This is a genomic window from Phaeobacter sp. JH20_08 (genome assembly GCF_048056635.1).
Taxonomy (GTDB): Bacteria; Pseudomonadota; Alphaproteobacteria; order Rhodobacterales; family Rhodobacteraceae; genus Phaeobacter; species Phaeobacter bryozoorum.
In genome coordinates this window covers 888,096-900,557 of record NZ_JAYMVV010000005.1, presented here as the reverse complement: position 1 = coordinate 900,557, position 12,462 = coordinate 888,096, and the positions used below count along the sequence as shown (strand labels likewise).

The 12,462-nt window shown below is 59.9% G+C and carries 10 protein-coding genes; 4 read left to right on the top strand and 6 right to left on the bottom strand.

Annotation, left to right across the window (positions count from 1 at the left end; all coding sequences use genetic code 11):
* The first annotated feature begins 17 nt into the window (after positions 1-17).
* The 4 genes from VWY75_RS06280 to VWY75_RS06265 all read left to right on the top strand — a co-directional run bounded on the left by VWY75_RS06280 (position 18) and on the right by VWY75_RS06265 (position 3,864).
* Positions 18-779, top strand: a complete 762-nt coding sequence (locus VWY75_RS06280) for a hypothetical protein (protein ID WP_416537786.1) — start codon at positions 18-20, stop codon at positions 777-779.
* Positions 776-1,741 carry a glycosyltransferase family 2 protein gene (locus tag VWY75_RS06275; protein WP_416537787.1) on the top strand — a complete coding sequence of 322 codons (966 nt, stop codon included), beginning with the start codon at positions 776-778 and terminating at the stop codon, positions 1,739-1,741. Before VWY75_RS06280 ends, VWY75_RS06275 begins: the two co-directional genes overlap by 4 nt.
* A gap of 179 nt (positions 1,742-1,920) precedes the next feature.
* Complete coding sequence (locus tag VWY75_RS06270) at positions 1,921-3,474, top strand: DEAD/DEAH box helicase (protein WP_416537788.1); 1,554 nt, start codon at positions 1,921-1,923, stop codon at positions 3,472-3,474.
* Between the two features lie 216 nt (positions 3,475-3,690).
* Entirely contained in the window at positions 3,691-3,864 is a 174-nt protein-coding gene (locus VWY75_RS06265) for an RSP_7527 family protein (protein WP_416535930.1), read from the top strand.
* A gap of 190 nt (positions 3,865-4,054) precedes the next feature.
* On the opposite strand, the gene VWY75_RS06260 is transcribed toward VWY75_RS06265, so the two are convergent.
* The 6 genes from VWY75_RS06260 to nuoL all read right to left on the bottom strand — a co-directional run bounded on the left by VWY75_RS06260 (position 4,055) and on the right by nuoL (position 12,459).
* Positions 4,055-5,722, bottom strand: a complete 1,668-nt coding sequence (locus VWY75_RS06260) for a ribonuclease J (RefSeq protein ID WP_416537789.1) — start codon at positions 5,720-5,722, stop codon at positions 4,055-4,057.
* Positions 5,712-6,500 carry a type III pantothenate kinase gene (locus VWY75_RS06255; RefSeq protein WP_340545130.1) on the bottom strand — a complete coding sequence of 263 codons (789 nt, stop codon included), beginning with the start codon at positions 6,498-6,500 and terminating at the stop codon, positions 5,712-5,714. The genes VWY75_RS06260 and VWY75_RS06255 overlap by 11 nt, the downstream gene beginning before the upstream one ends.
* Positions 6,501-6,521: 21 nt before the next feature.
* Positions 6,522-7,271 (bottom strand): biotin--[acetyl-CoA-carboxylase] ligase, encoded by a 750-nt coding sequence (locus tag VWY75_RS06250; RefSeq protein WP_416537790.1) that lies wholly within the window; start codon positions 7,269-7,271, stop codon positions 6,522-6,524.
* Positions 7,272-7,341: 70 nt separating this feature from the next.
* Positions 7,342-8,781: an NADH-quinone oxidoreductase subunit NuoN gene (nuoN, locus tag VWY75_RS06245; protein ID WP_340545128.1), complete on the bottom strand. Its 1,440-nt coding sequence runs from the start codon at positions 8,779-8,781 to the stop codon at positions 7,342-7,344.
* Between the two features lie 13 nt (positions 8,782-8,794).
* On the bottom strand, positions 8,795-10,342 hold the full coding sequence (locus VWY75_RS06240; protein ID WP_340545127.1) for an NADH-quinone oxidoreductase subunit M: 1,548 nt from the start codon (positions 10,340-10,342) through the stop codon (positions 8,795-8,797).
* Positions 10,342-12,459, bottom strand: coding sequence for an NADH-quinone oxidoreductase subunit L (gene nuoL, locus VWY75_RS06235; RefSeq protein WP_416537791.1), 2,118 nt, complete (start codon positions 12,457-12,459; stop codon positions 10,342-10,344). The genes VWY75_RS06240 and nuoL overlap by 1 nt, the downstream gene beginning before the upstream one ends.
* Between the last annotated feature and the right edge of the window lie 3 nt (positions 12,460-12,462).

The following is a 12,462-nucleotide window of genomic DNA, read 5'->3' as shown; positions in this document are numbered from 1 at the left end:
AGCACCCTGACACATAGGTGACATCAGACCCCGCCATGGATATCGACAACGAAACCTATCCTGGCGGGTTCTACAGCCTGCTGCGCCAGCTTGATAAAAAAGAGACCCCCTTCATAGATCCGGCGTCGGCGCTGCCGCCGGTGGATGTGGATCTCTCGTCGCTGCTCGCCCCCCTGCCCGAGGCCGCACTACAGTCACCAGAGGACGATCTGCCCAGTCGGCATATCGCGCGGAAATGGGAGGCCCTGCGAGCCGAGTTCGCAGGCCAGCCCGAACTTTGGGCACGACATGCGCTGTGCATCGCGATTCTGCGGCGCCGGGATCCGCCAGAGCAAGCGCGCAGCCTCTTTCTGCGGATCTGGTGCGAACAGGGCCCGATGCTCGCCGCCGAGCTGCCCACACGCTGGTTGATTTCCGCCGCCGCCACCTTTGCCGATCATGGGGATACCATGGAGCAGCGGCTTGGTGGTCAGGGGCTCCAGATGCTGTTTCACCTGATCGCACTGCACGATAGCGAACGTCGGCTGTCAGGACGGCCGACCGACAGCGGCTTTCCTCGGGTGAAAGGCAAGAAGCTTGACGATATCGGCTTTGGCATGAAGCCCTATCACCTGCCCCACGGAGATCTGGATCGGCACATGCTGGCGCGGCTCTGGCGCCAGGTCGAGGACGATGCCGTGCTGCGCCCGCTTGGTGTGCGGATGCTGCGGATGGTCATGGACGATCCCCGCAGCATTTTCGGCCGCATTCAGCGTTACAAGAAACCCCGCAAATCATGAGCAGGCCCAACGATCCGAAATGGGGCATCGTCAGCACGATCAAGGCCGATGCAGAGACCATCCTGAATTTCGCCGCCTATCATCTGGATCTGGGGGCCCATCGGCTTCATCTCTATCTGGATGCGCCGAATCCTGAGGCCTATCCGCATCTGAAAGCACATCCAAAGGTGCGGGTCACCACCTGCGACGACAGCCACTGGAGCCAGCGCAAGAAACCACGCCCGAAGATGCACCAGGCGCGCCAGACGATGAATGCGACCCATGCCTACGGCCGGATCCAGGCCGATTGGGTCGCCCATATAGATGTGGACGAATTTCTCTGGCCCCATATCTCGGCAAGAGGTGCGAGGCCGCAGATTGGCGAAATACTGGCTGCCCTGCCCGCTGAAACCGATGTCTTGCGGATGCGCCCGCTGGAAGCGCTTGCTGGGCGGGTGGATATGTATAAATCCATGATTGCCAGTGCAGCCGACCGCGAACAGAAGGTCCGTGCGATCTATCCCGAATTTGGTGTCTTCCTGAAAGGCGGGTTCCTCAGCCATACTGCGGGCAAGCTGTTCGCCCGCACCGGCCTGCCTGACATTCAGTTCCGAATCCACAACCTGTTCCAGCATGGTGAAAAAAACACGCGCGAGCAGGAGCAGCACGCCCTGCAGATCTGTCATCGCCACGCCCCTAGCTGGGAGGCCTGGCAGGACAGCTATCGGTTCCGGCTCAAGCAGGGCTCTTATCGTCCGGGTCTGGCTGCCGGGTTTTCGCGCAACCTCGGCGGGTTGAACACCCATGATCTGCTGTCGATGATCGAGGAAGAGCACGGTTCTGAAGGGCTGAAGCGTTTCTTTGGCGAAATCAACGCAGAGGCGCCGGACATCTATCAACGGCTGCAAAAGCGTGGGATGATCCACCACTGCCCGCTGGATCTGACCGCCAAACGGCGTGAACATTTCCCGCAATTTGAATAAACTGTTTCGAGTTTGCCCGTTATTCAATCAATACGCGCCGAAAACCCGGCTTCGTTTGACGATTGCAGCGGATTTTGCTATGCCCCGCGCAAGCCGATAGAGACAGGACGCAAGACCATGCGGAATCGGCCCTGACATACACGCGCGGGCCAGGTCAGTGTCCGCAAAAACGGACGCATATGACAAAATTTTCAGATCTGAACCTGAACCCCAAAGTCCTCAAAGCGATTGAGGAAGCGGGTTACGAAACCCCCACTCCCATTCAGGCAGGGGCGATTCCGCCCGCCTTGGAAGGGCGCGATGTGCTGGGGATCGCACAGACCGGCACCGGCAAGACGGCTTCGTTCACCTTGCCGATGATCACCCTGCTGGCGCGTGGCCGCGCGCGTGCGCGGATGCCGCGCAGCCTGGTGCTTTGCCCCACGCGGGAGCTGGCAGCCCAGGTGGCGGAGAACTTCGACACCTATACCAAACACCTGAAACTGACGAAGGCCCTGCTGATCGGCGGTGTCTCTTTCAAGGAACAGGACACGCTGATCGACAAGGGGGTTGACGTTCTGATCGCAACGCCCGGTCGCCTGCTCGACCATTTCGAGCGCGGCAAGCTGATCCTATCTGACGTCAAGGTGATGGTGGTGGATGAAGCCGACCGTATGCTCGACATGGGGTTCATCCCCGATATCGAACGCATCTTCGGCCTTACGCCCTTCACCCGTCAGACCCTGTTCTTCTCCGCCACCATGGCGCCGGAGATCGAGCGGATCACCAATACCTTCCTCTCCGCCCCGGAGCGTGTCGAAGTGGCGCGGCAGGCAACCACCTCTGAGAATATTTCCCAGGGTGTTGTGCTGTTCAAAGCCTCGCGCCGCGATCGTGAAGGCAGCGAGAAACGGAAGCTTCTACGCCACCTGATTGATCAGGAAGGCGAGAAATGCACCAATGCGATCATCTTCTGCAACCGTAAGACGGATGTGGATATCGTTGCTAAATCGCTGAAGAAATACGGCTATGACGCGGCGCCGATCCACGGTGATCTTGATCAGAGCCAGCGCACCAAGACGCTGGAAGGCTTCCGCGAAGGGTCGCTGCGCTTTCTGGTGGCATCTGATGTGGCCGCTCGCGGGCTTGATGTGCCCAGCGTCAGCCATGTGTTCAACTTCGATGTGCCGAGCCATGCCGAGGACTATGTTCACCGCATCGGCCGGACGGGTCGCGCAGGCCGTAACGGCACCGCGATGATGATCTGCGTGCCCAAGGACGAAAGGAACCTCGAAGATATCGAGCGCCTTGTCCAGAACGAGATCCCGCGTCTTGAGAACCCGCTGAAAAAGGCCGAACCAGCGGCAAAAGACAGCAAGGACGCAGCGACCGGCGAGACCACAGAGCGCAAGACCCGCAGCCGCAGGTCTTCCACCCGTGCACCGGCTGCCAAGGAATCGGCCGCCAAGGAAGAGACCGCAGCGCCAGAGGCACAGGCCAAGGATACCCCGACAGCTGAAGCCAAAGCGGCAACGCCGGAGCAGCCGCAGGGCGAGCAGGAGAAGCGCAGCGATAGCCGCTCTTCCTCCCGTCAGAAATCGGCTGAGAAACCCTCCGCCCCCAAGACCGGGCAAAAGGGCAACCAGAAATCCGGCCGGGGACGTGGTGGCAACGACCGCAACAATGTGGTTGGCATGGGCGACCATATGCCGAGCTTTATCGCACTCAGCTTTGCCGAGCGCCGCGCCGGCTAAACTGGCTACCGCATAGTCGTATTCCGAAGGGCTGCCTCTTGGGGCAGCCCTTTTTTATATGTGTGATCAGAAACCTGACCGCAAACAGCGCCCAATTTCTCTCATGAGCTTTGCACTTGCGGCATGGCAGGATTGCCCATTTTTGCAGATGTCGCCCCCGGCAGGAACGCCTATCTGGAGGGCAACAAGACGTACTTAAGCAAGATGAGACCCGCCATGAACAACCTTGAGTTCCCCACTGTGACCGCCGACGAAATCCGCGCCATCGAAGCCCGCGCACATGAGCTGCGCGCACAGGCGATGGCTTCCTTCCTGCGCAGCCTGGGCCGTGGGATCGTCAGCGTGCCCGGCAAACTTGCAGCGCTGCTGTCGCGCCCCCGGCACGCCTGACCCCATCCGCAGCGACGCCTGCGCAGTATTGATTGACGGTTGCTCCTAGCAGCCGAACAAAGCCCCGGCCCCACCGCCGGGGCTTTTTCTATAAAGCGCGTGGGCTGTGGCCCACAGGGCCGATGTGCACATAAAAAAGGCCCGCCACAGAAACTGCGGCGGGCCTGTCTATCAACTTGGTCCGAAGCGATCAGCGCATCCGGCTGACCACCACGGTAACTTCCGGTTTCTTGCCAATCTCGTTCTGTGCTGTCTGGCGGGCAACGCGGCGAAGGTTTTCTTCCAGCTTGTCGTCATCGCGCAGTGTTTTGGCACCGGCGCGCATGATGAACTGGTTGAGATCCTCTTCCATCACCTCGACCAGCGCGGCATTGGAGCGGCCTGTCTCGGCCAACCCCTTGATATCGCACCAGGGTTCGCCCAATGGCTCATCTTCCTCGTCAAGAATGACGGTGACGATGACATGGCCGTTCAGCGCCATGCGAATCCGGTCCCGGACCACGCCATCCAGCGCACCGTATTTGACCGACCCATCCAGATAGGTGCGGCCGGTGTCGACATAATCCACGACCTTGGGGCGATCACCGGTCAGGTCCATCATCATGCCGTTGACCACAACCGCGCTGGCAATGTCCTTGGCCTCGCCGAGACGGGCGTGCTGGCGCAGGTGACGGTGCTCGCCGTGCATCGGGATCAGCATCTGCGGCTTGATGATATCGTGCATCCGCTCCAGATCGGGGCGGTTTGCGTGACCGGAGACATGGTAGAGACCGGAGCTGTCATCGACCACATCCACACCCTTTTCAGAGAACTGGTTGATGATGCGAATGACGCCACGCTCATTGCCCGGAATGGTCTTTGAGGAGAACAGGAACAGGTCGCCCTCCTTAACCTCGATCCCGCGATACTTGCCGCGCGCCAGCTGAGCGGACGCCGCACGGCGTTCGCCCTGGCTACCAGTCACGATCAGCATCAGGTTCTCACGCGGCAGCTCTTGCGCGGCCTCGACACTGACCACCTTCGGAAAGTCCTTGAGCACGCCGGTTTCGGTGGCGGCTTCGATCATGCGCTGCATGGCGCGGCCCAGCAGCACGATGGAGCGCCCGGCCCGCTGACCGGCCTCGGCGAGGGTTTTCACCCGCGCGACATTGGAGGCAAATGTGGTGGCAACCACCATCCCCTCAGCCTCGCCCACCAGGCGGGTGATCTCGGGTCCGACATCGACCTCAGACCGGCCCGGATGCAGCGAGAATACATTGGTGGAGTCGCAGACCAGCGCCTTGACGCCATCCTTGGCAATCTCGCTCCACATGTCGGGATCAAATGCCTCGCCGACAATCGGCGTCGGGTCGGTTTTGAAATCACCGGTGTGAACGACCCGGCCCGCAGGCGTGTCGATCACCAGACCGCCACTCTCCGGGATAGAATGTGAGATCGGTGCAACGCCGATGGTAAACGGCCCCAGTTTGGTGACCTCTGGCCATGCGGAGACGGTTTTCACTTCTTCGCTGTCCAGACCGGCCTCATCCATCTTGCGACGCGCCAGATTTGCGGTAAAGGCACGGGCATAGATTGGCACATTCAGGTCACGGTAGAGATGCGCCACGGCGCCGATGTGATCCTCATGGGCATGGGTGATGAACACCCCCTCCAGCTGGTCGGCCCGTTCCTTCAGCCAGCTGATGTCCGGCATGATCAGATCCACGCCGGGCGTGCTGTCCATGTCCGGGAAAGTAACGCCAAGATCAACCAGGACCAGGCGTTCCTTGCCCGGTTTGCCGTAGCCGTAGATATAGGCGTTCATACCAATTTCGCCTGCCCCGCCGAGGGGCAGGTAGATTAAACGTTCAGTGCTCATCCTCGAGACCGTTATCCTTATTATATTTGTGTATGATCTGTAGCCCATGCATCGTGAGATCATCCTCAAATGCGTCAAACAGATCTGCTGTTTGCTGGAACAAAGGCGCCAGCCCGCCTGTCGAGATTACTTTCATCGGCACGTCGCGCTCCGCTTTGATGCGGGCGCAGATTTCGCGCACCAGTCCTACGTATCCCCAGAACACACCTGACTGCATACATGCAACCGTATTGGTGCCGATCACCGACTGGGGTTTGGAAATATCCACATGCGGCAGAGCCGCTGCTGCCTGATGTAGGGCTTCCAGGCTCAAATTCACCCCCGGCGCAATCACACCGCCGATATAGGCGCCATCCTCGGCCACCACGTCAAAGGTTGTCGCCGTGCCAAAATCGACGACGATGAGGTTGCCGCCATATTTGTCAAACCCGGAGACTGTATTGACCAAACGGTCCGGGCCGACATTGGTTCCCTGATCAACCCGCACCGCAACCGGCAGCAGGCAGTCAGGCTTACCCACCACCAGGGGGCGGGTGTGGAAGTAACGATCCGCCAGCACCCGCAGATTGAACACCACGCGCGGGACCGTGGAGGAGATGATCATATCGGTGATATCCGCTTCGATCCCCTGTAGCCGTATCAGCGTATTGAGCCAGACAAAATACTGATCCGCCGTGCGCCGCCAATCGGTGGCGGTACGCCAGGTGCCGATGAAATTCTCCCCGTCCCAGATTGAGAAGACAGTATTGGTGTTGCCGCAATCGACTGCCAAAAGCATGACCTGCCCCGTTCCTATGCCCTAGAAAAAGATATCCGCCGCCGGAATGCTGACACGGCCCTTGGCGGTGTTTAGGACGAGGTTGCCGCCGCCGTCCACTGTCTCAAAGGTGCCTTCGGTTTCGGAGTTCATGGTGCGGGCCACCACCACCTCGCCCAGGCGCGCAGCACGGGCCAGCCAGGCGGTGCGGATCGGCTCGAACCCATAGGTGACAAACTGTCGTTCGTAGCGGTCATAGGCGACCGCAAGCGCGGTCAGGAACGCCTCTGGGGTGACCTGGACCCCGGTTTCCGACAGCAGCGAGACAGGCCAGACAGCACCCGGTTCCAGCCATTCCTGCATCGGCGTCTCGATCAGATTGACACCAATCCCGATCGCAAGATGTGTCACACCGGCGGCGGCCCCCGCGCTTTCCAGCAGGATCCCCGCCAGCTTGCCACCATTCAGCAGCACGTCATTGGGCCATTTCAGTGCAAGTCCAGCCGTCTCGCCGCAGAGCGCGACACAGGCATCATAAAGTGCCAGCGCCGCAACAAAGCTGCGCAGCGCCACCTGATCGGGTGGCCCCTCCGGCCGCATGACGAGTGTTGCGGCAAAATTCCCCTTGGGCTCCTTCCAGGCACGGCCACGGCGCCCCCGCCCCTTTGTCTGGCGTTTGGCCATGATCCATTCAGGGCCGGTCAATGTGGGCGCGCGGCGCGCCGCCTCATCGAGGGTGCTGTCCACCTCGTCAAGCAGGCTCCGCCCGTATCCCTCTGGCCAATCACTCATGATACTGTCCCTTCAAGGCAAAAAGGCCCGGTCCGCAGACCAGGCCTTTGTGTGTTCTGTGTCGAAACCGTCAGTTGACCAGCGTGGCAGCCGCCGCAGCCGCTGCACCCTCGATGCCGAACATGTTGATGATCCCAAGAAGCATCACGGCCGCCGAGGCCATCAGGAACCCCCAGAGGATCGGCGAGCGGTTGGTTTCCAGCTCCTCGCCCTCTTCACCGAAATACATGTAGTACACGATGCGCAGGTAGTAGAACGCGCCGATAACCGATGCGATCACACCGGCAATCGCCAGCCACGCCATATCCGCCTGATAGGCCGCATTAAGCACATAAAGCTTGCCGAAGAAGCCCAGCATCGGCGGTACACCCGCCAGAGAGAACAACAGGATCAGCATCGCCAGCGCCTTGCCCGGCTCGCGACGGGAGTAGAGGTTGAGCGCGCGAATGTCAGTGATCGGCTTGCCGTCCTTCTCCATCATCAGGATGAAGGCAAAGGTGCCGATATTCATCGAGACATAGATCGCCATATAGACCAGCAGCGCCTGCACGCCATAGGCGGTACCCGCGGCGAGGCCCATCAGCGCATAGCCCATATGGGCGATCGAGGAATAGGCCATCAGACGCTTGATATCGCGCTGGCCGATGGCGGCAACGGCCCCGACGAACATCGACAGCAGCGACAGAAGGGCCACAACCTGGCTCCAGTCCTGTACCGCATGACCAAAGGCATCATGCAGCACGCGGGCGAACAGACCCATGGCCGCAACCTTCGGCGCCGATGCAAAGAATGCGGTAACCGGGGTTGGCGCGCCTTCGTAGACGTCAGGGGTCCACATGTGGAACGGCACGGCAGACACCTTGAACGCCATGCCGGAGATCAGGAAGACCAGGCCGAACAGCAGACCGACGGAGACTTCACCATGCTTGGCCACCGCGTAGATACCGGCAAAGTCGGTGGTCCCGGCAAAACCATAGACCAGCGATGCGCCATAGAGCAGCAAACCGGACGAAAGCGCGCCGAGCACGAAGTACTTCAGACCGGCTTCGGTGGATTTCACACTGTCACGACGCAGCGAAGCCACGACGTAGAGCGCCAGAGACTGCAGCTCAAGGCCCATGTATAGCGACATCAGGTTGCCGGCCGAGACCATCACCATCATGCCCACCGCGCTCAGCGCGACGAGGATGGGATACTCAAAGCGCAACATGCCACGGCGTGACATGTAGTCCTGGCCCATGACCAGCACGGCAGAGGCCGACAGCAGGATGGCGACCTTGGCAAAGCGGGCAAAACCATCGTCGACGAACATGCCGTTGAATGCCTCGCGGCTGCCCGAGGATCCGGTGGCGATCCAGATGGCCAGCGCCGACATCAGACCGGCCATCAGCCAGATCAACGCCGGGGCCAGTTTGTCCTTGCCGGTGTAGACGGCGCCAAGGAGCGCCGCCATTGCGCTGAGCGCCAGAACAATCTCTGGCAGGATAACGGTGAGATCAGCTGGGATCATCGCCCACGCCCCCTTAGTGCGAAGCTATCTGGGTCGCCGGGGACAGGTCCGCGGCAGCCAGAGATTCATTGAAGTTTGCAATCAGCGCCTCGGTCGACGGGCTGATGATATCGGTGACAAGCGCCGGGTAGACGCCCAGAAGGATGGTCATCACCACCAGCGGTGCAAAGATGAACCGCTCGCGGGCAGTCATATCCTTGATGGTCTTGAGGCTGCCCTTGATCAGGTCGCCAAAGACCACGCGGCGGTAGAGCCACAGCGCATAGCCTGCCGAGAAGATGACACCGGTTGCGGCAACTGCTGCGACCCAGGTGTTCTTCTGGAAGGTGCCCATCAGCGTCAGGAATTCCCCGATGAAGCCCGAGGTACCCGGCAGGCCGACGTTGCCCATCGTGAAGAACATGAAGACCAGCGCATAGGCAGGCATACGAATGACAAGGCCACCATAGGCGTCGATGTCACGGGTGTGCATCCGATCATAGATGACACCCACGCAGAGGAAGAGCGCCGCCGAGATGAAGCCGTGGCTCAGCATCTGGAAGATCGCGCCATCAATGCCCTGCTGGTTCGCCGCAAAGATGCCCATGGTCACAAAGCCCATATGCGCCACCGAAGAATAGGCGATCAGCTTCTTCATGTCCGACTGCACCAGCGCCACCAGCGAAGTATAGACCACCGCAATCGCCGACATCCACAGGATCAGATCCGTCATTACGTCGGCCCCGACGGGGAACATTGGCAAGCTGAAGCGCAGGAAGCCGTAGCCGCCCATCTTCAACAGGATCGCCGCCAGCACCACGGAGCCTGCGGTCGGCGCCTGCACGTGCGCATCGGGTAGCCAGGTGTGCACCGGCCACATCGGCATTTTCACCGCGAAGGAGGCAAAGAACGCGAGGAACAACAGGGTCTGCATCCCACCAACGACATGCACTCCAAGAAGATCAAAGCCGGAGGCCGAGAAACTGTGCGTCAGCAGCTGGGCAATATCGGTGGTGCCTGCATCTGCGTACATAGCGACCATGGCCACCAGCATCAGCACCGAGCCAAAGAAGGTGTAGAGGAAGAATTTGAACGACGCGTAGATCCGTTCCTTGCCGCCCCAGATACCAATGATCAGGAACATCGGAATGAGGCCCGCCTCAAAGAACAGGTAGAACAGCACCAGATCCAGCGCCATGAACACGCCAAGCATCAGCGTCTCCAGCATCAGGAAGGCGATCATGTATTCCTTGACGCGGGTGTTCACACCCCAGCTCGCCAAAATGGTCAGCGGCATAACAAAGGTGGTGAGCATCACAAACAGCACCGAAATGCCATCGACGCCCATCTTGTACTTCAGGCCAAAGATCCATTCGGCCTCTTCCACAAACTGAAAGCCTGTGTCGGAGGGGTCGAACTGGAAATAGATGCCAAGGCTCACCAGGAAGGTGATCGTGGTGGCAAAAAGCGCAACAGACTTGGCGTTGCGCTGCGCCGCCTCATCCTCGCCGCGCAGGAACAGGGCCAGAATGGCCGCCGCAAGCGCCGGGATAAAGGTGACAATAGAAAGGAGATTGTCCATCAGTGCGCTCCTCCGCCGATCGACATCCAGGTAACCAGGGCAGCAATGCCCAGCACCATCCAGAAAGCATAGGTGAAAATGTAACCCGACTGTGCGCGACCGGCGAGGCGGGTAAAGAAGGGAATGATGCCCATGGCGATCCCGTTGAGCGCGCCGTCAATGGTCTTGCCGTCACCGCGCTTCCAGAAGAAGCGGCCGATCATCAGCGTCGGTTTGACAAAGACAAAATCGTAGAGCTCGTCAAAATACCACTTGTTCTTGAGGAACAGGTAGAGCGGCTGCTGCTGCTTGGCGAGACGGCCCGGCAGGCTTGGGTTCACGATGTAGAACAGGATCGCAAGACCAAGGCCAAGCAGCATCGCGATAAAGGGCGAAACTTTCACCCATTTCGGAGCGGCGTGCGCGTCATCCAGCACAGTGTTGTCGGCACCGAAATACAGCGCGCCTTCGCCCGGCTGACCCGCGAATACATAGTGATGCTCACCGGATGCGTCAGCGGTGCCGTGACCGTCATCCGCCGTGCTGGCGTGGCTGTCATCAGCGCCGTGGCCCGAATCCGCTGCCGCATCGCCATGTGCCGCGGCTTCTGCCACTGGGATGCCGTAGAATTTGCCAACCTTATCAGCATGGCCGAAGAAGCTGTTGTACCAGAGCATGCCAGAGAAGATCGCACCAAGGGCAAGCACACCCAGCGGGATCAGCATGACCATCGGGCTTTCATGCGCGTGATCATGCGTATGCTTGTCGCCGCGCGGCTTGCCGTAGAAGGTCAGGAAGATCAGGCGCCAGCTGTAGAAGGATGTCATTGCCGCCGCGATGACCAGCAGCCAGAAACCATACATCGACCCGCCAGCATAGGCGCTCTCGATAATGGCATCCTTGGACAGGAAGCCGGCAAAGCCAAAGTGGGTCAGCGGGATACCAACGCCCGTGATGGCCAGCGTGCCAATCATCATCGCCGCAAAGGTGTAGGGGATCTTTTTGCGCAGACCACCGTAGTTCATCATGTCCTGCTCGTGGTGCATCGCGTGGATTACGGAGCCTGCACCAAGGAACAGCATCGCCTTGAAGAAGGCATGTGTGAACAGGTGGAACATCGCTGCGGAGTACATGCCGACCCCGGCTGCAACGAACATGTAGCCAAGCTGTGAACAGGTGGAATAGGCGATCACGCGTTTGATGTCGGTCTGAACCAGACCCACAGTCGCCGCGAAGAAGGCCGTAGTTGCACCCAGCACGGTGATGAAGGTTGTCGCTTCGGGTGCGAACTCCATCAGCGGCGACATGCGGCAGACGAGGAAGACACCGGCGGTCACCATGGTGGCGGCGTGGATCAGGGCCGACACCGGGGTCGGGCCTTCCATCGCGTCCGGCAGCCAGGTGTGCAGGATCAGCTGCGCCGATTTACCCATGGCACCAATGAACAGCAGGACTGCAATCAGATTGGCGGCATTCCACTCCGACCAGAGAAAGGTCAGCTGGGTTTCCGCCAGCTGCGGCACCGCTGCAAAGATGTCATCAAAATTGATGCTGTCAGTCAGGAAGAACAGGGCAAAGATACCGAGGGCAAAGCCAAAGTCACCCACGCGGTTGACGATGAAGGCTTTCATCGCTGCCGCATTGGCCGAAGGCTTGCGGTAGTAGAAACCGATCAGCAGGTAGGAGGCAACGCCCACGCCTTCCCAGCCAAAGAACATCTGGACCAGGTTGTCGGAGGTCACCAGCATCAGCATCGCAAAGGTAAAGAACGACAGATAGGCAAAGAAGCGCGGCTTGTAGCTCTCCCCGTCCTTCCACTGCGGATCATGGGCCATGTAGCCAAAGGAATAGAGATGCACCAGCGATGACACCGTGGTCACAACGATCAGCATGATCGCCGTCATCCGGTCCAGACGGATCGCCCAGGACGTCGACAGCGAGCCGCTTTCGATCCAGCGCATGATCTCGATCGACTGGGTCACCCCGTCAAAGCTGAGGAAGACGATCCACGACAGAAGCGCCGACAGGAACAAAAGCCCGGTCGCCGTCCAGGTGGCTGCGGTCTCGCCGATGAACTTCCAGCCAAAGCCACAGATGATGGCCCCGACCAGAGGGGCAAAGAGAAGGATGGTTTCCATGAC

What these genes read in the sequence shown, in the direction of transcription:
- VWY75_RS06275 (WP_416537787.1), top strand. Translation starts at nt 776, where the DNA reads ATGAGCAGGCCCAACGATCCGAAATGGGGCATCGTCAGCACGATCAAG.
- VWY75_RS06270 (WP_416537788.1), top strand. Translation starts at nt 1,921, where the DNA reads ATGACAAAATTTTCAGATCTGAACCTGAACCCCAAAGTCCTCAAAGCG.
- VWY75_RS06265 (WP_416535930.1), top strand. Translation starts at nt 3,691, where the DNA reads ATGAACAACCTTGAGTTCCCCACTGTGACCGCCGACGAAATCCGCGCC.
- VWY75_RS06260 (WP_416537789.1), bottom strand. Translation starts at nt 5,722, where the DNA reads ATGAGCACTGAACGTTTAATCTACCTGCCCCTCGGCGGGGCAGGCGAA.
- VWY75_RS06255 (WP_340545130.1), bottom strand. Translation starts at nt 6,500, where the DNA reads ATGCTTTTGGCAGTCGATTGCGGCAACACCAATACTGTCTTCTCAATC.
- VWY75_RS06250 (WP_416537790.1), bottom strand. Translation starts at nt 7,271, where the DNA reads ATGAGTGATTGGCCAGAGGGATACGGGCGGAGCCTGCTTGACGAGGTG.
- nuoN (WP_340545128.1), bottom strand. Translation starts at nt 8,781, where the DNA reads ATGATCCCAGCTGATCTCACCGTTATCCTGCCAGAGATTGTTCTGGCG.
- VWY75_RS06240 (WP_340545127.1), bottom strand. Translation starts at nt 10,342, where the DNA reads ATGGACAATCTCCTTTCTATTGTCACCTTTATCCCGGCGCTTGCGGCG.
- nuoL (WP_416537791.1), bottom strand. Translation starts at nt 12,459, where the DNA reads ATGGAAACCATCCTTCTCTTTGCCCCTCTGGTCGGGGCCATCATCTGT.